The sequence below is a fragment of the Paucibacter soli genome (assembly GCF_037482845.1).
Taxonomy (GTDB): Bacteria; Pseudomonadota; Gammaproteobacteria; order Burkholderiales; family Burkholderiaceae_C; genus Paucibacter_B; species Paucibacter_B soli.
On the sequence record NZ_JBBHJW010000013.1, the window covers coordinates 73,922 to 90,826 of the forward strand.

A 16,905-nucleotide genomic window follows, 5' to 3' on the forward strand; every position below is an offset into this window, starting at 1 on the left:
AAGAGCTGGCTGGTCAGCGCATGAACAATGAGCGCCTGACTATCCATCAGCGGGGCGGGCCTGGCAAGACTGACTGTCGGCGGGACGGCCCGCCGCTGTCACCGATTCAGGGTTGCTGATTGCTGCCGGCCGGCGGCGTGCCGTTCACGGTGATGACGCGGCGCCGCCCGGCCTCCATCTCGTCCAGGCGCTGGCTGAGCGCCTGGTTGGCCTGCTCCCAGTCGTCCTGGCTGCGGATGATGGTGGGTTTGATCAACACCACCAGCTCGCGCTTGCGGCCGACGCTGGCACGGTTGCCGAACAGCGCCGAGGTGAGGGCGTTGTCGCCGCTGCCGGGCAGGCCCGAGCCGCGCCGCGAGGATTCCATCTGCATCAGCCCGCCGATCGCGACGATCGCGCCATCCGGTATGCGCACCATGGTGTCGGTTTCGTTGACGCTGCTGGACGCCAGCGGCAGGCGGTAGTTGCCCACCGCGCCCAGGTCCACCTGTTTGATCTTCTCGGTCACCGTGGTCACCGAGGGGTGGATGTGCAGGGTGATCATGTTGGCGTCGTCGATCTGCGGCGTCACGTCCAGCGCGATGCCGGAGAAGAAGGGCGTGAGCGTCAGCGTCGGCATGCTGATGCCGCTGTTGTTGTTGCTGGTGTTGTTGTTATTGCTGTTGTTGCTGTTGCCGCCCGAGATGCCGGTGACGAAGTAATCGTCGGCGCCGACCTTGAGCACCGCCTTCTGGTTGTTGAGCGTGGCCACGCGCGGGCTGGAGAGGATCTGCAGATCGCCGTAGTTCTCCAGAAAACTCAGGAGTCCCTGGAAACCGCCCTTGGCCAGGGCCAGGCCGAAGGCGCCGCCGCCGGGCGAGGGCAGGGGGATCAGGTCGGGCCAGCCCGAGGCATTGGTGGTGGTCGAGAGCACCGGCAGGCCGCGGCTGTTGCTGACCAGCGGGTTGACGATGGTGTTGACGCCGCTGGGCAGCGAGGGGTTCACGCCGGTCTGGCCGATGGCGCCTTGCTTGCCGAGGTAGGACCAGTCGATGCCGCTCTGGAAGCCCTCGCGCAGCTCCACCTCGACCAGCTTGGCCTCCAGCATGACCTGGCGCTCCACCGCCAGCTTGGTGGCGCGCAGAAACGCCTCCACATGACGCAGCTCGTCGGGCATGGCGCGCACCGCGATCGTGCCCGCCTGCGGGCTGACGATGACGTTGCGGCCGGCGTCAACGCCCACCAGGGCGCGCAGGCCCGTGCCCAGCTCGGCCCAGAAGTCGCTCTTGGTGCTGGTGGACACCTGCGAGCTCTCGGGCGCGGCCAGCGCCGTGCCGGGGGTGGCCGGTGTGTTGGCGCTGCCGCCGCCGCTGCCGGGCGGCGTGGGCGCCGAGCCCGAGCTGACGCGCAGCTCGCTGCGGCCGACACGCTGGCCGGGCAGGTAGTTGACGCTGAACACGCGCGTTTGCATGGTGGGCGGGTAGACGGTGATGCGCCGGCCATCGATCTTGAAGTCGTAGCCATAGACGTCGCGGATCGCCTCCAGCGCCTCGCGCAGGGTCACGCCCTTGAGCGTCACCGAGAGCACGCCGGCAACGCCGGGATGCACCATCATGCTGTAGCGGGTGTCGGCCACCAGCGAGAGAAACACGTCGCGCACCTGCGCGCCATTGACCACCAGGTCAAAGCGCGGCTCGGCCGGCGGCTCGGGGCGCGGTGCTGCAGCCTCGGGCGCGGCTTGCGGCGACGCTGCCTCCGGCATGACTGCCGAGGCGGCCGGCGCGGGCTTGCGCGCCGCCTGCTGCTTCTGCAGTTCGGCCTGCAGTTCGCTGCCGGGCTGGCTCAGGCGCAGGGGCTTGAAAGCGCAGCCACCCAGCAGCAGGCATAGCGCGAGTGGGATCAGACGGCCAGAACTCATGACTTCTCCGATGTTTTTTTGCGTGCACGGCCGGCGGCAGGTGCGGCGGTGAGTGGGCGTTTCTCCACTCCCTGATAGAGCGGCAGGCGGCGCTTCACGCCGCCCTCGCTGAGCGTGACCGCCTGTTCGTCGATGGCCAGGATGCGGGCCTCGCCCCAGCGCTCGCCCACGCCCAGGCGGCGGCCCTGCACCACCAGATAGGGGCGCCCCTCAACAACGATGATTTGTTGCGGCAGCAGCGTCTCCGTCTCGGCGGCCGAGGCGGCGGGGCTGGCCGCGCGCAGGCTGGCGGGCGCCTGCAGGGGGTCGCGCAGCTCGCCCTGGGCGCATGCGGGCAGGGCGCAGCCCGATATGGCAAGGGCGAGCGCGAGGATCGCGATGGGGTGCATGTTCATCATGGCTGCGGACTCGCCAACACCAGCTGCAGCTGCAGCACCGCCTTGGCCGCCGCGCCTTCGCCCTGCGCGGCCAGGCGCAGTTCACCCCAGCGCAGGCCGGGCAGTTCGGACTGCAGCTCGCTCAGGTATTTCGTCAGGTCCAGGTAGTTACCCTGCACGCGCAGCTCCACCGCCTGCAGGCGCCAGGCGGGCGGCGGCGCGGGCAGGCCGGGCGGCAGCTCGTCGAGCGTCTGCAGGCGCAGCAGGCGCAAATGGGCGTGGCTTTGCAGCAGCCTGTCGAGCACGCTGGGCAGCGTGGCGCCCGCGCTCGCGGCGCCCGCACCGGCGCCCTGCATGGCCTGCTGCAGCGCGAGCTGCCTGGCGCCTTGCTCGTCCAGCTCGGCGCGCAGCCTGGCCTGCGGGCTGTTGGGGCCCTGCTGCTGGCCGGCCAGCAGGAATTGTTGGCGCAGCGCCTGCAGCTCGGTCTCGACCTTGCGCTGGCCGCTCAGTTGCAGGCTTTGCTCCTGGCTCAACGGCGTCACCAGCAGGCGGTCCAGCAGGCCCAAGAGCAGCACCGCCAGGGTCAGGAAGATGAAGAGGCGCTCGCGCACCGAGAGGGCGTCGATGCGCGCGGACTGCTGGGTCCAGGCGCTTTGCAGCTGTTGGCGCCAGTTCATGGCTGCCTCCCCGGCATCGATGCTGCGGCCGACGCGGCGGCCGGCGCGGCGCTGACGACGCGAAAGCCCCATACCGCCTGGCCAGCGGTTTCGGCCGGCCCTGCCGAGCCGGCCGCCGCGCCCGCCCCGCCTGCATCATCGCCGAAGCGCAGCGTGCCGCCGCTGGCGCCGCCGGGCTGGCGCTCGACGCGCACCGCCGCGAGCCGCTGGCCGCGCAAGAGCGGATGTGCGGCCAGGCGCGCCAGCCAGGGCTGCAGGCTGGCGGGATCGACGGTGCGGCCCTCCAGTTGCAGGCCCTGGCCGTTCCAGCGCAGTTCCTGCAGCCAGACCGTGGCCGGCGTGGTCTGGGCCAGCAGGCGCAGCAGATCGGCATGGCTGCGACCGGGCTGCGGCAGGCCGCTCTGCCAGTCGGCCAGGGCCTGGGCCTGGCGGGCGTTGTCCTGCTTGAGTTGGGCCAGCTGCTGTTGCAAGGCGGTGGCGTCGCCGCCGCCCGGCAGGGCCGCCATGGCCTGTTGCAGCGACTGGCGCTCGTTGCGTGCCTGCAGATGGGCGGCGGCCAGCGCGCTGCTGCTCTGCTTGGCCTGCCAGATCAGGGTGAGGCTGATGAGCAGGCCGCCGCCCAGCAGCAGCAGCAGGCCCTGCAGCATGGCAACGGCCGAGAACAGCCGCCGCGGCGCCATCAGGATGGGGGTGAGGAGATTGATTTGCTGTGCCATCTTGTTGGCTTCTTGTAGCCCTACAGCGCGCGCTCTTCCTGCCGCAGCAGGGCACCCAGCAGCGGCAGGCAGGCCGCATAGGCCTCCGGCCCATGGGTGGCGGGCTCGAAACCGGGAAACAGGGTGGCAGGATCGATGGCGCTGGTGCGCAGGCCCAGTTCGCGCTGCAGCAGGGTGGCCAGCTGCTGGCCATGTTCGGGCACCAGCAGGTAGAGCCGCGCCAGCGGCAGGTCGGGCCAGGAACGCTCCCAGACGTCGATGGAGCGCTGCAGCTCCAGCACCAGGGGCGAGGACTCGTCGTGTTCGGCGTCCAGGCCACCAAAATTCAGCGCGTCGCCTGGCATGTATTCATAGCCCAGCGGCACCGGGGTGTCGGCCTTGGGGGCGCTGGCCTGGGTGGCGCGCTTGAGCAGGCGGGCGTCCCAGTCGAGCCGGCGCGTGTAGAACAGCTCGCCATGCGCGCAAATGGTCAGCAGGCATTGGCCGCCTTGTAGCAGCAGCGCCGCGGTGGCGCGCTTGGTCAGGTCCTCGGCCGCGGCGGCAGCGCTCTGCAGATTGCGCAAGGCGGTCTCGGCGATATCCACCACGTCCAGCTGCAGGCCGGCGGTGCTGCCGATGCGGCTGACGCGCTCGATCGCACGGTTGCTGCCGGCCACCACGAAGAGCTGTTTGTGCGCGCGCGGCTGGTCGTCGCCCACATGCATCACGTCCAGGGTGAGCTCGTCCAGCGGCACCTCCAGCAGGTCCTTGATCTGCCAGCGTGCCGCGGCCTTGAGCTCGTCCTGCGGCACCGGGGGGGTGTCGATCTTGAGGATCTGGTAGGCGTCGGCGTCCAGCAGGGCCAAAACCTCGCCGCCGCCCAGGCCCAGCGCGGCGAGCTCATGCTGCAGCGCCTCGTCGGTCAGCTGGCCAAGATCGAGCACGCCCCAACGGCCGGGCGCCAAGGGCGGCGTGGCGCCATTGGGCGCCTGCACATAGGCCAGCTGTTCGCGGCCGAGCTGCAGCACCAGGCGGGTGTTCGATCTGGCGCTACGCCAGGGCCATCGCATCAGTAGTTCTCCCGCTGGTAAATCAGGTTGGGGCTGCTGCCGTAGAGGCCGAAGCTGGCGCGCGCCGAGGGGTCTTTGTCGTGGCTGGCACCGCCGGTGCACCAGCCGCCCTGCAGATAGGCCAGGTTGGCGCTGCTGGCGGCCGCGGGATTGGGTGCCCAGGGCGCCAGACAGGAGGCGTCGGCATTGCCCAGCTTGATGCTGAGGTCGTAGCTGCCCGAATGGCCGGCAGCGGGCGCGGCCAGGATCAGGCGGGCACGGCCGCTGGCGAGTTGCACGGGGCTGGTCTTCAGTTGGGCGTCGGCTGCGATCAAGGTCTTGCGGTAGTTGCCAAAGTTCAGGTGAGCGGCAGCGATGCCGGTGCAGCCGTCGGCGCTGTTGATGCTGAAGGCGCTGCCATTCCAGTATTCGGCCTGCAGGGCCATGACCAGATCGCGATGCTGCGAGCCTATGGCATTTTGCAGGCGCAAGCGACCGAAACGCAGCGGCACTGTGGCAATCAGGCTGCGATCGTTTACCCCATCGGCGGGGCTGTCGGTGTCGAGATTGAAGCTGGCCATGGTGACACCGTCGAGGTCGCTGGGCGCGATGCCTAGCTGCAGCGCATTGGCGTTCTCGAACGGGCCATCCGGCCCGGCGCTGGACCGCAGCGCCGCGATCGTGACCTTGAGGTCCTTGCTGACCCCGTGGTCCCAGCTGCCGCTGCTGGTGAGCGAGAGCCGGGTCGGCGTGCCGCTGCTCAGGAAGCGCGTGCTGCCGGCGATGCCGCGCAAATTCCAGGCGCCGCTACTGCTCGGGTCCAGGCGCGCGAAGGCGCCATCGTAATTCTGGGTGATGGCACCCTGAACATTCCTGGCCGTGAGGGTCAGGGCTTGCTCGAAGTTCTCACCCAGGTAATTGAAGCTGGAGGCGGGGGTGCAGGCGAGGACGCTGCGCAGCGTCAATGCGTCTTGAGTGAGCGTGAAGTTCGCGGGGCTGAAACGCCCCACCACCTTGTTCTGCACGCCCGCGCTGTTGAACACCAGGGCGTCCAGGTTCTGGCCGCTGCCCAGGTAATTGCTCACCAGGGCGGCGGTGGCGAGCTGGAAGCTGCCGACCTCGGTGTACTGCAGACTGCCAACCGTCTTGCTGCCGCCGCTGAAGCCGCTGAAGCTGCCGTTGTTGAGGCCGCCCAGCACCCCGGAGGCAGGGGTTTGCGAGCCAGCCAGGGGGCTGAGCGTGAGCGGGGTGTTGAAGGACGGCGCCAGCCCGCCGGCGCTCACCTGGGCCAGCGTGGCGCCGCCATCGGGCACGCCGTCGCCATTGGCGTCGGCGCCGGCACTCCAGCGGTAGGCGCCCACCGTAGCGCTGAAGTTGGCGCCGGCCTTGCCGAACAGCGCATCGCTGGCGGCGCTGCCGTTGGGGTTGTTGGTCGCCCCCATCGCAATGCCCGAGATCACCAGGGCAAAGGGGCGTAGGGTCAGGTCGCCGCTGTTGGCGCTGATGGTGTTGGCCGCGTAGTCGCGCGAATCGTCTTCCAGCGTGAAGCTGAACTTGCCGACGTCGCTGCTGCTCATCATCAGACTCGCCACGCCGGCGTTGAAGTTCAGCCCGATGAGGTTATTGGCCACTGGTCGGCTCGCCGGCACGCTGGCCAGCGCCGGGCTGACAATGCCGGGCGCGGTCCAGGGGCCGCCGTTGTCGGTGCGCCAGAGCTTCAGGTTGCGCGCCCCGGTGTAGTCGCTGGCGATCGCGCAATTGCCGCTGACGGCGTCCTTTTTCCAGAGCGCGACCTGCAGATCATGGTTGCGCCCCGCCACCACCACCTGGCTGCCGGCGATCTTGTTGGCCAGGTCTTCGCTCCAGACAAACACGGTGTCGCGGTATTGGATGCTGGCCGAGCTGCTGGCGCTGGCGGGCAGGGCGTTGTCCACCACCGTGACCGTCAGGTCCTGCGCCAGGCCATGTTGCAGCATGAGCCTCACCACGCCGGCATCGCCGGGCGCAAAGGTGTAGCTGGCCAGGCCGCTGTTGGCGGCGCCCGGCGTGAGCGTGCCCGCGGGTGCCGGGCCAACGCCTGCGCTCCAGTTGCCGCGGCCGATCGAGGTGCTGAGGTTCACCGTGCCGGTGTAGGAAGTGAGCGTGTTGCCGTTGGCATCCCTGGCCGTGATGGTGAGGGTTTGCGGCGTGCAGGTGGAGGCGCTGCCGGTGCCGGCGATGCTGAAGGACGCCACGCCGATCGCGGGGCAGCTGCGCACGCGCGTGCGTTGCTGGTCGATGGCCGAGGCGGAGAGCAGGCCGGAGAAGACCTGAAGCTCGTCGATATTGCCCATGAAGTGGAATGACGAGCTTCGGCCTTCGCTGGAGGCGATGCCCTCGCCACCGATGGACACCGCGCCGCTGCCCATGCTCCAGCTGCCGGTGAAGGCACTGCTGGCGTTGGCGAGCAAGGCGCCCGCGCTGCTGTAAACCGAGGAGCTGATGCGCTTGCCGACCGTATCGACCGTGGCCGCGATGAAGTACCAGGTATTGCTGGCCACCACATTGGGCGTATCCAGGCAGAACACGCTGCCGCACGCGTTGTTGGAGCCGCTGCCGCTCACGCTGCCGGTGGGCGATACGCGCCGGCTGAACACGCGCAGCTGGCCGCTGCCGGCATCGCCCAGGCTGATGGCCCAGCCGTTGTCGGCATCGTCGTTCACGATCACGCGCTGGCCGGACTGGCCGGCGTTGCTGGAGCGTATCCACGCCGTTACCGTGAAGCTGCTGCTCAAGGCCGGGAAGGAGGAGGGCAGGCCCAGGTAGGTGTAGGTGGCGGCGGGCGCGCTGCTGCGGTCGAACAGGCCGTAGGAGCAGGTGCTTTGCGCGCCGGCCGTGTAGGCGGGCGATGTGGAAGCTGTGGTGGCGACGTTGGCCGAGGTGTTGGCGAGCAGGCTTTGGGCGTGATAGCCGTTGCCGCTGGCGTCCTTGACCTCGCCGGCGCTGCCGTTCCAACTGGCTTCGTCCATGCGGTAGTCGGCGATCGAGCCGCAACTGGCGGTCGTGAACGTGGCGTTGCTGCCGAGGCTGGTGCCGGCGCTGTTGACCGCCCGCACACGGAAGTGGTACTGCGTGCCGCAGAACAGGCTGCCCAGATTGGCCGACACGGCACTGTTGCTGGCACCGCTGGCAAGGGGGCTCGGCGTGGCCGCGATATTGCTCCCGTAGGCCAGCGTGGTGCCGTAGTCAAAGCTCACCGTGGTCGCCGAGCCGTTGCTGGACACGCTGCCGTTCAGGGTCGCGCCGGCGTTCGTTATCGCCGTGGCGGCATTGGTGGTCACGGTCGGCGGGCTGCCGCCCACCGTGATGTTCACCGTGGAGGTGGTTTGGGTCTGGTACTCGGTGAAGGTGATCGAGCGGTTGCCGGCGCTGGTGGCGGTGTAGGAAAAGCTGAGGGTGGCGCTCTTGTTGCCGTTGTTGCCGGGCACATAGACCGAGAAGGTGGCGCCGCCCGAGGCATAGACATTGTCGCAGTCCCATTCGGCCGAACTTGAGCAGCCGGCGTAGCTGAGGCCGGCCGGCGCGTCGTCGCCCAGTTGGATGGCGCCGCCCTTGCAATGCGCGTACGAGATCGGAATCGACACCGTCACGGTCGCGCCGACGGCCACGGGGTTGGGGCTGGCCGTGACCGCGCCCAGGCTCATGGTGCAGGCGCCGGCGGCGCCGCTGCACAGCCATTGCAGCAGCAGCACGGCCAGCAGCCGGCTTAGCCAGCGCATCATCATGGCCGCACCACCATGCGGCTCAGCTGCCGCTCCGCATAGGTGGGCGCCGGCGTGCCGCTGCCCGGGCAGGCGTTGGCAGTGGGCGCGTTGCAGGCGTTCGCCACCAGTTGGTAGAAGACCGGGTTGCTGGCGCCGTCGACGCCATCGACGCGGCTGCAGCTCACCGTCACCACGAAGTCGCCCAGGCTGATGTTGGTATTGCCCGGGCAGACGGGGGCGACGCCGGGCGGGGCCGGGTTGCGCAGCACCTGGAAGCTGGCCCATTCCAGTCCGGCGAAGGCGGCCTGGTAGGCGCGCGCGGCATTGAGCTCGGCGGCCGAGCCCAGATGTTGGCGCTGGCTGAAGCGCGCCATTGCCGCGCCCAGCGCGGCCAGCACCACCAGGATGAAGATCACCGACACCATGGTGAAGCCATGCTGCTGGACACGTTGCCGCCGGCTGGGTTCAGGGCTGGTTGTCGACATGCAGGGCATGGTGCAGGGTGATGGTTTCGTTGCCGGTGCTGGCGCCACTGTCCAGCGTGAGGCGCAGCGTCACCAGCGCGGTGCGCGTGGCCGCCGGGCCTCCACTGTAGGTGAACTGGCAGTTGCTCACCCCGCGCGCCAGCAAGGCGGCGCTGCCGCCGCTGGGCGGGTCGGGTTGCGCGGCCTGGAAGCCGTAGCCGCTGTAGCGCGTCAGCGTACGGGCGGCCTTGTCGCAGCGGTAGCTGACCGGCTGCTCCACCGCGTAGACGCGGTAGGGCGGGGCGGCGAGCGTGACCGGCAGGCCGGCGCCGTTGTTGGCCATCGTGATGTCGGTGGCGACGCCGGCGCCGTTGCTGGCGCTGCGCCGGTTGCTGCCGGTGTAGGCATCGGCATCGGGGTTGTCGGGGCCGAGGTTGTAGAACACCAGCTGCTGGCCGGCGGCCGTCAGGGCAAGACCTGGCCCCACGAGCTTGAAGCTATTGTCGGCCACGCCGAAGTCCAGGGGGTCGGCGCCCGCGGTGGCATAGCGCGCCGCGCCGCTGCTGGGGATCAGCTCCAGGCTGGTGCTGGCGGCGTTGTCGAGCGTGCGCAGGCTGTTGGGCAGGGCCAACGCCACATCGCGGCCGATGCGGCGCAGCGCGGTGTCGGCCTGGTCCACCAGTTGCGCGCGCGCGCTGCTGGCCAGATAGCTCTGCACCGGCGCGACGATGAAGACCGAGACGATGGCCGCCACGATGCCGGTCAGCACGATGACCAGCACCGCCTCGACCAGGGTGAAACCCTTTTGCAGCTCAGAGCGCGGCATTGGGTGCATGGCGGGTGCGCCAACCCTGCAGGCTGATGGTTTCGCCGCCGGGTCCGTTGACGGTGACGGTGATCTGCAGCGCGTCGCCGCTGCCGGCGCCAATGCTGCCCAGCGCGGCGGCGGCCACCGTAACGCTGGCGCTGTAGGCTTCCAGCCCGGCGATGGCGGTGTCGCTGATGTCCCTGATGCCCGACATATTGAAGCCCTGGTAGTCGTTCACATTGTCGAAGGGCTTGCTGCTGGAGTACCGGGTCTCGCCGGGCTCGGGGCCTATGCTTTCGGGCTGCGTTGGGCAGTCGGCGCTGTTGGCGGCCTGATCGACGTTGGGGTCATCGGGGTCGCAGAAGGTGAACGGCATCAGCTGCACCTCCTGCAGCAGCGACTCGGCGATCGCCAGCGCCTGGCGGCGGATCATCGGGTCGGCGCTCTTGGCACCGGCCTGCACAAAGATCTGCAGCACGCCCGCCAGTGCCGCGCTCACCACCACCATGAACACGATCAGCTCGACCAGGGTCAGGCCTTGCTGCCGAGCGGTGGGGCGTGAGGGGTGGTGATGACGAAGGTGCTGGCAAGGCATGCGTGGGGGCTCCAGCCGGCATGCTAGCCGCTGCGGCGCGGCCGCAAGCGCTCAAGGAAGGCGGAAAACCAGCCCTGTTTCGTGTTCCAGCTGGTAGGCCTGGCTGTAGCTGCCGTAGGCCACGGTGATGCTCAGGCTGCTATTGCTGCCGCTCACGCTGCGCCCGCTGTTGGCGGCGTTGAAGGTAAAAGTGCGCGAGCCACCCTCGGCGATGCAGGGGCTGGCGCCGGCCGGGCAGTCCAGCGTGCCCAGGGCGCCGCCGGCCACATAGGCAAAGCTGATGCCGCTGCCGGTGATGGTGGCGACGATGGGGCGGCGCTGCGTCAGTGCCAGGCGCTGCATGGCCGGCAACTCGGCCAGCAGCTGGTCGCCAAAGGCGCGCAGGCGCCAGTCGTTGGTGTCGATCAGCCGCGGCAGGGCCACCACCGCGAGTGCGCCGACCAACACCATCACGACGATCAGCTCGATCAAGGTAAAACCCGCCTCCTGCCGCGGCGGGCAGGAGGCGGGCTGTTCTTGTTTGGCGCGAGCGCCAGGAATCACGAGATACCGATGGCGGTGAAGTTGGCGGTATTGACCGGCGTGGCGCTGTCGCTCAGGGTGCAGGTCACCGAGGCGTCTGCAGCCACGGCGGCTGCCGTGATGGTGTAGGGGGCCGCGCCGCCGCTGGTGGGCAGGCCGCCCTGCAGCGCATTCGCCACGTCGGTGCAGTTGGCGATGGCGACACCCTTGGCGCCATTGGCCTTGCGGGCCGCGTAATTGACGGTCGAGGCCGAACTCAGCGCGCCGGCGATGCCCGAGATCGCGGCCTTCTGGGCGTCGGTCTTGAGGTCGACGAACTTGGGCAGGGCCACCGCGGCCAACACGCCCAGGATGACGATGACCATCACGAGCTCGATAAGGGTGAAACCAGCTTGCGTCTTTTTCATGGATGGATACCTCTTTGAATGCCTGAATTCGCTGTGGCCGTTCGCGGCCATGGGCCCAGCTTAGCCGGGGATACCCCCCGCTCATCGTCCAAAACCCGCCACACTTGAGCGCAATCTGCGCCCGCGCGTGAAATCAGCCACGCCCCATCGCCGCCTGGCCCAGATTCCACAGCGGCAGGAACACGCCCAGGGCCAGCATCAGCACCATGGCGCCGATCAGCAGCAGCAGGATGGGTTCGATCGCGGCGCTGAGTCCCTTGATGGCGTAGTCGGTCTCGCGCTCGTACATGCCGGCGATCTCGACCATCAGATTGTCGAGCTCGCCGGTCTCCTCGCCCACCGCAACCATCTGCAGCACGATGGGGGTGAACACGCCGGCCGCGGTGGCGCAGCGCGAGATGCTTTCGCCGCGCTCCACGCCGTCGCGCATCTGGTCGATGCGCGCGCCGATGAAGGCGTTGTCCACGGTCTGCGCCACCACCGTCATGGCCTGGCTGATCGGCACGCCGCTGCGCGAGGCCAGCGCAAAGCTGCGCGCAAAGCGCGACAGCGTGGCCTTCAGGATGATGGGGCCGGCGATCGGCAGGCGCAGCTTGAGGCGGTCCCAGCGGTAGCGGCCGACCGAGGTGGCGAGCCAGCTGCGCACCGCCAGCACCGCCGCCGCCGCCGCGGCCAGCAGGCCGGGCCACCAGTTGAGCATCCAGGCCGAGAAGCCCAGGAGCAGGCGGGTCATCAGCGGCAGCTCGGCCTTGAAGCCCGCGAACACCGCGGCAAAGGTGGGCAGCACGAAGATATTGATCACCACGATGGCGATTGCCATCGCCGCCACCACCATGGTGGGATAGCGCAGCGCCTGCTTGATGCGGGCGCGCGTGTCGATCTCGAATTCCAGATGCTGGCCGAGGCGTTCGAACACCTCGGTGAGCCGGCCCGTCATCTCGCCCACGCGCACCATGGCGACGTAAAAAGGCGTGAACACCTGCGGATGGCGCGCCATCGCGGTGGAGAGCTCGCGCCCCTGGTCGAGGCTGGAGCGCAGGTCCTGCAGCAGCGCGATCATGGCCGGCTGGGCGGTGGAGGCCTCCAGGCCGGCGAGCGAACGCAGGATGGGCACGCCGGCCTTTTGCAGGGTGTAGAGCTGGCGCGTCATCACCAGCAGATCGACCATGCCGACCGGGCGCGCGCGCATCGCCGCCCACCAGTCCTGCTTGGGGGCAGAGAGGCTGCTGCCGGCAGGCTTGATGTCGATCGGGATGACGCCGCCGGCGCTCAGCTGCGCCGCCACCGCGTCCATGCCCTCGGCGTCGATCACGCCGCTGAGTTGCTCGCCGCGGTTGTTGCGGCCACGCCAGGCATAGGATCTCACCGCGCTTTAGTCTCCAGCGTCGGTGGCAACGCGCATGGCCTCGGCCACCGTGGTCTTGCCCTGGCGCACCAGCGCGAGTGCGCCATCGGCCAGGGTGTGGCCGCGCAGGCGTTCGCGCGAGGCGCGGAAGAAGGCCTGGCTGTCGCTGTGGGTGATGGCCAGGGCCATCTCGGTATCGATCTCCAGCATCTCGTAGATGCCGCGCCTGCCGTGGTAGCCGGTGCCGTTGCAGACCGAGCAGCCGCGCCCGCGCAGGCTTTGCAGCGGCTTGCCGTCCTCTTGCGCATTGGCGGCCAGCCAGGCGGCCTCCTGCGGCGAGGGCTCATGCGGCTCGGCGCAGTTCTCGCAGATCGCGCGCAAAAGGCGCTGGGCGATCACCGCCTGCAGGCTGGTGGCCACCATAAAGGGCGGCGCGCCCATGTCCAGCAGGCGAAACGGCGTGCTGGCGGCATCCTTGGTGTGCAGGGTGGAGAGCACCATATGGCCGGTGATGGCGGCGCGCAGGCCGATCTCGGCGGTCTCGGCGTCGCGCATCTCGCCCACCAGGATCACGTCGGGGTCCTGGCGCAGGGTGGCGCGCAGCACGCGCGAGAACGAGAGCTCGATCTTCTCGTTCACCTGCACCTGGGTCAGGCCCGGCAGGCGGTATTCCACCGGGTCTTCGACGGTGATGATCTTGTGCTGCTCGGCATTGATCTCGGAGAGCGCGGCGTAGAGCGTGGTGGTCTTGCCCGAGCCGGTGGGACCGGTCACCAGCACCATGCCCGAGATGCGGCCCAGCAGCTCGCGAAAGCGTGCCAGCATCTCTTCGGGCATGTGGATCTGGTCGAGGCGCCGGATCGCGTTGCCCTGGCCCAAGAGGCGCATCACCACCGATTCGCCGTACTGGCCTGGCAGGGTGGAGAGGCGCACGTCGATGGTGCGCTCGCGCAGGCGCAGCGAGAAGCGGCCGTCCTGCGGCAGGCGCTTCTCGGAGATGTCCAGGCCGGCCATCAGCTTGAGGCGCTGCGCGATCGCCGCGGCGATGCGCTTGTCGGCCTGGGTCTGGGTCTGCAGCACGCCGTCGATGCGGTTGCGTATCAGCAGCTCGGCCTCCTGGGGCTCCACATGCACGTCCGAGGCGCCCGCGGCGGCGGCGTCCTCGAACACCGATTGCAAGAGGCGCACCACCGGCGCGCCCTCCTGGCCCACGCTGGCCTGCAGGGCGCCGAAGTCCACCGCATCGCCGATGTCTTTTTCCAGCGCCTTGGCCAGGCCCGAGATTTCCTCGGTGCGGCGGTAATGGCGGTCGAAGGCGGCGGGCAGCTGGCTCTCGGCCACCACCGCCATGCTGATGCGGCGCTTCAGCAGCCGGCTCAGCTCGTCGAAGCCGAACAGGTCCAGCGGGTCGGCCATCGCCACCAGCAGGTAGTCGCCCTTGTCCTCCAGCACCAGGGCCTTGAAGCGGCGTGCCGGCGTTTCCGGCAGCAGCCGCACCAGCTCGCTGCGGGTCGGGAAGCTCTTCAGGTTGACGAAGGGCACACGCAGCTGGCGCGCCAGCACATGGGCCAGCGCTTCCTCGGTGATGAGGCCGGCGTCGATCAAGAGGCGCCCGAGCTTCTTGCCGGTGGCGCGCTGCAGCTCCAGGGCCTGCTGCAGCTGCGCCTCGGTGATCAGCTCCTGCTGCACCAGCACGTCGCCCAGGCGCAGTTTCTGCGGGCGGCCGGCGCTGTTTGCGGTGGCGGTCGTGTCGGGATTGGCGGTGGTGTCCATGCAGGGTCAGTTGTTGCTGGTGGCCCGCACCTCGGCGAGCGTGGTGATGCCTTGGAGCACCTTGACGATGCCGTCCTGGCGCAGCGTGCGCATGCCCTCAAGCATGGCGGCCTGCTGGATCTCCTCGGCGCGCGCGCCGGTCTGGATCAGGCGGCGTATCGGCCGCGTCACGCTCAGCAGCTCGTGCAGGCCGGCACGGCCCTTGAAACCGCTGTGATCGCATTGCGTGCAGCCGGGGCTGTGGAAATGCATCAGCTGGCCGCGCGCGCCATGCTCGGCCTGCCATTCGGCCAGCAGGGCCTGGCGTGTCGGGCGCTGGGCGGGATCGAAGGCGTGCAAGTAATCGTCCAGCAACTCGGTCAGCGCGGCCTCGGCGATCGGCTCGGAACGGCGGCAGCTGGGGCATAGGCGGCGCACCAGGCGCTGGGCCAGCACCGCCAAGAGCGAGTCGGCGAAGTTGAAGGGGTCCATGCCCATGTCCAGCAGGCGCGTGACCGTTTCGGGCGCGCTGTTGGTGTGCAGGGTGGAGAGCACCAGGTGGCCGGTCAGCGAGGCCTCGACGGCGATCTGCGCGGTCTCCTCGTCGCGGATCTCGCCCACCATGATGACATCCGGGTCGGCGCGCAAAAAGGCGCGCAGGGCCTTGGCAAAGGTCCAGTCGATCTTGGGATTCACCTGCACCTGGCGCAGCCCGGCCTGGGTGATTTCGACCGGGTCCTCGGCGGTCCAGATCTTGCGCTCGGGCGTGTTGATCTGGCTCAGCACCGAGTGCAGGGTGGTGGTCTTGCCCGAGCCGGTGGGGCCCACGCACAGCACCATGCCATAGGGGCGCTGCACCGCGGCCTCGAGCGCGCGGCGGTTGTGCGGCGTGAGGCCCAGCTGCTCGATCGGGATCGGCCTGGCCGAGGCCAGGATGCGCATCACCACGTCTTCCAGGCCGTTGCTGGTGGGAATGGTGGCGACGCGCAGCTCCAGCTTGTGCTGGGGCGAGAAGCGCGCGAAGTTGATCTTGCCGTCCTGCGGCTTGCGGCGCTCGGAGATGTCGAGGTCGCACATGATCTTGATGCGCGCGATCATGGCGCTGCGGTAGGTGTGCGGCAGCTCCAGATAGGGGTGCAGCACGCCGTCCTTGCGGAAGCGGATCTTGAGCTTTTCGCGCCCCGGGTGGGTTTCGATATGGATGTCGGACACGCCCTGCGCATGCGCCTCGATGATCATGGTGTTGATCATGCGCACCAGCGAGTTGTCGCTCTGCTCGATCGGGCTCTCGTCCTCGCGCGAACTGCTCGCCTGGCCCTCGCGCTCCAGGGTCTCGACCAGCTTGTCGGCGTTGTCGAGCACGAAGTCGGCCTGCAGCGGCGGCAACCCGATCTCGCGTGCGCTGATCGGCTCGGTGCCGAAGCGGCTGTAGGCGGCCGGGATCGCAAACGCCAGGCTGCCCAGCTTGGCCAGGGTGGGCACGAGCTTGAGCTGCGAGACGAATTCAGCCTCGTCGATCGCATCGCGCCGCGTCGGGTCCTCCATCGCGACGATCAGCTTGCCCTCGCGCAGCACCAGCGGCAGGATCTCCAGTCGCTTGGCCACCGAATGCGGCAGCTTGCGCACCGCATCGGGTTCGACCGGGAAATGCTCGACGTCGACGAGCGGATAACCCATCTTGCGCGCCAGCGCCGACTGCAGCTGCTGGCGGCTGACGATGCCGCGGCGCACCAGCAGCTCGCCCAGCGGCACCGAGCGGTCCATGCGTTGCTGGGCCAGCGCGTCCTCGAGCTGCTGGGGCGAGACCAGGTCCAGCGCCAGCAGGGCCTCGCCGATGCGCACCATGGGCATGCGGGCCTGCTGCTCGATCGCCTGCAGCAGCTGCTCGGCGCTGACGATTTGCTGCGCCACCAGGATGTCGCCGACGCGGCGGCTGCGCAGGTCCTGCTGCTCGCGCGCCACTTCCTCCACCTGTTCCTCGGTGACCAGGGCCTCCTGCACCAGCACCTCGCCGATGCGCTCGCCGAGTTCGACGCTGCCCAGCACCTCGCGCGGGATGAAGACGCAGCGCACCGCGTCGTTGCCCTCGCTCAAGGGCGGGAACAGGAACAGGCCGTTGTTATCGTGCTGGTGGCCTATGGTCGTGCCGCTGAATTCGCCACCGCCCTGGAACAGCACCTTGAAGCTGCTGCGCGGGCGCTGGTCAAGGCTCAGGCGCACATCGGGTTGATCGGTCTCGCGCGGCGCGGCCGGGATCACGCGCATCAGCTTGAGCGCGCGTATCTGCCCGAACTTCACCGCCATGGCATTGCGTGCCGGTGGCACATTCACCTGCAGCGTGCGTTCGGCCGCCGAGATCAGGAGCACCGAGCCGACGGTGCGGCTGTTGTTGGGGCCGATGATCTCGCAGGCCTCGGGGCCGATATGGGCGCTGGGCTGCGGATAGGCGGCAAACGGCGGGGTGGGCCAGTAGAACAGCGCGTCCGGCGTCGCGTCGCTGCCTGGCTTGGGCGCATAGGGCCAGCTCAGTGGGACGGACGGGTCTGCGGACATCGAAGGGCTCCTAGGGTTCGG

14 protein-coding genes are annotated in these 16,905 nt (G+C 69.1%); all 14 read right to left on the minus strand.

Features of this window, described 5'->3' with window-relative positions:
- Window positions 1-106: 106 nt before the first annotated feature.
- Window positions 107-1,897, minus strand: coding sequence for a secretin GspD/PilQ domain-containing protein (locus WG898_RS23200; RefSeq protein WP_339605154.1), 1,791 nt, complete (start codon window positions 1,895-1,897; stop codon window positions 107-109).
- Window positions 1,894-2,295, minus strand: coding sequence for a hypothetical protein (locus WG898_RS23205; RefSeq protein WP_339605155.1), 402 nt, complete (start codon window positions 2,293-2,295; stop codon window positions 1,894-1,896). Before WG898_RS23205 ends, WG898_RS23200 begins: the two co-directional genes overlap by 4 nt.
- Window positions 2,292-2,951, minus strand: coding sequence for a hypothetical protein (locus WG898_RS23210; RefSeq protein WP_339605156.1), 660 nt, complete (start codon window positions 2,949-2,951; stop codon window positions 2,292-2,294). The genes WG898_RS23205 and WG898_RS23210 overlap by 4 nt, the downstream gene beginning before the upstream one ends.
- Window positions 2,948-3,667, minus strand: coding sequence for a PilN domain-containing protein (locus tag WG898_RS23215; protein ID WP_339605157.1), 720 nt, complete (start codon window positions 3,665-3,667; stop codon window positions 2,948-2,950). The genes WG898_RS23210 and WG898_RS23215 overlap by 4 nt, the downstream gene beginning before the upstream one ends.
- 20 nt (window positions 3,668-3,687) lie before the next feature.
- Window positions 3,688-4,716 carry a hypothetical protein gene (locus tag WG898_RS23220; protein ID WP_339605158.1) on the minus strand — a complete coding sequence of 343 codons (1,029 nt, stop codon included), beginning with the start codon at window positions 4,714-4,716 and terminating at the stop codon, window positions 3,688-3,690.
- Window positions 4,716-8,459, minus strand: coding sequence for a LamG-like jellyroll fold domain-containing protein (locus WG898_RS23225; RefSeq protein WP_339605159.1), 3,744 nt, complete (start codon window positions 8,457-8,459; stop codon window positions 4,716-4,718). Before WG898_RS23225 ends, WG898_RS23220 begins: the two co-directional genes overlap by 1 nt.
- Complete coding sequence (locus WG898_RS23230) at window positions 8,456-8,923, minus strand: pilus assembly FimT family protein (RefSeq protein ID WP_339605160.1); 468 nt, start codon at window positions 8,921-8,923, stop codon at window positions 8,456-8,458. Before WG898_RS23230 ends, WG898_RS23225 begins: the two co-directional genes overlap by 4 nt.
- Complete coding sequence (locus WG898_RS23235) at window positions 8,904-9,728, minus strand: PulJ/GspJ family protein (protein WP_339605161.1); 825 nt, start codon at window positions 9,726-9,728, stop codon at window positions 8,904-8,906. The genes WG898_RS23230 and WG898_RS23235 overlap by 20 nt, the downstream gene beginning before the upstream one ends.
- Window positions 9,715-10,305 carry a type IV pilus modification PilV family protein gene (locus WG898_RS23240; RefSeq protein WP_339605162.1) on the minus strand — a complete coding sequence of 197 codons (591 nt, stop codon included), beginning with the start codon at window positions 10,303-10,305 and terminating at the stop codon, window positions 9,715-9,717. The genes WG898_RS23235 and WG898_RS23240 overlap by 14 nt, the downstream gene beginning before the upstream one ends.
- Before the next feature lie 51 nt (window positions 10,306-10,356).
- Window positions 10,357-10,848, minus strand: coding sequence for a pilus assembly FimT family protein (locus WG898_RS23245; RefSeq protein ID WP_339605163.1), 492 nt, complete (start codon window positions 10,846-10,848; stop codon window positions 10,357-10,359).
- Window positions 10,845-11,234, minus strand: coding sequence for a pilin (locus tag WG898_RS23250; RefSeq protein WP_339605164.1), 390 nt, complete (start codon window positions 11,232-11,234; stop codon window positions 10,845-10,847). Before WG898_RS23250 ends, WG898_RS23245 begins: the two co-directional genes overlap by 4 nt.
- Window positions 11,235-11,367: 133 nt before the next feature.
- Window positions 11,368-12,600: a type II secretion system F family protein gene (locus WG898_RS23255; protein WP_339605165.1), complete on the minus strand. Its 1,233-nt coding sequence runs from the start codon at window positions 12,598-12,600 to the stop codon at window positions 11,368-11,370.
- Between the two features lie 6 nt (window positions 12,601-12,606).
- Complete coding sequence (locus tag WG898_RS23260) at window positions 12,607-14,352, minus strand: GspE/PulE family protein (protein ID WP_339605166.1); 1,746 nt, start codon at window positions 14,350-14,352, stop codon at window positions 12,607-12,609.
- A 6-nt stretch (window positions 14,353-14,358) separates the two neighbouring features.
- Complete coding sequence (locus tag WG898_RS23265) at window positions 14,359-16,884, minus strand: GspE/PulE family protein (RefSeq protein ID WP_444718991.1); 2,526 nt, start codon at window positions 16,882-16,884, stop codon at window positions 14,359-14,361.
- Window positions 16,885-16,905: the final 21 nt, after the last annotated feature.

What these genes read in the sequence shown, in the direction of transcription:
- WG898_RS23200 (WP_339605154.1), bottom strand. Translation starts at nt 1,897, where the DNA reads ATGAGTTCTGGCCGTCTGATCCCACTCGCGCTATGCCTGCTGCTGGGT.
- WG898_RS23205 (WP_339605155.1), bottom strand. Translation starts at nt 2,295, where the DNA reads ATGATGAACATGCACCCCATCGCGATCCTCGCGCTCGCCCTTGCCATA.
- WG898_RS23210 (WP_339605156.1), bottom strand. Translation starts at nt 2,951, where the DNA reads ATGAACTGGCGCCAACAGCTGCAAAGCGCCTGGACCCAGCAGTCCGCG.
- WG898_RS23215 (WP_339605157.1), bottom strand. Translation starts at nt 3,667, where the DNA reads ATGGCACAGCAAATCAATCTCCTCACCCCCATCCTGATGGCGCCGCGG.
- WG898_RS23220 (WP_339605158.1), bottom strand. Translation starts at nt 4,716, where the DNA reads ATGCGATGGCCCTGGCGTAGCGCCAGATCGAACACCCGCCTGGTGCTG.
- WG898_RS23225 (WP_339605159.1), bottom strand. Translation starts at nt 8,459, where the DNA reads ATGATGATGCGCTGGCTAAGCCGGCTGCTGGCCGTGCTGCTGCTGCAA.
- WG898_RS23230 (WP_339605160.1), bottom strand. Translation starts at nt 8,923, where the DNA reads ATGTCGACAACCAGCCCTGAACCCAGCCGGCGGCAACGTGTCCAGCAG.
- WG898_RS23235 (WP_339605161.1), bottom strand. Translation starts at nt 9,728, where the DNA reads ATGCCGCGCTCTGAGCTGCAAAAGGGTTTCACCCTGGTCGAGGCGGTG.
- WG898_RS23240 (WP_339605162.1), bottom strand. Translation starts at nt 10,305, where the DNA reads ATGCCTTGCCAGCACCTTCGTCATCACCACCCCTCACGCCCCACCGCT.
- WG898_RS23250 (WP_339605164.1), bottom strand. Translation starts at nt 11,234, where the DNA reads ATGAAAAAGACGCAAGCTGGTTTCACCCTTATCGAGCTCGTGATGGTC.
- WG898_RS23260 (WP_339605166.1), bottom strand. Translation starts at nt 14,352, where the DNA reads ATGGACACCACCGCCAATCCCGACACGACCGCCACCGCAAACAGCGCC.
- WG898_RS23265 (WP_444718991.1), bottom strand. Translation starts at nt 16,884, where the DNA reads ATGTCCGCAGACCCGTCCGTCCCACTGAGCTGGCCCTATGCGCCCAAG.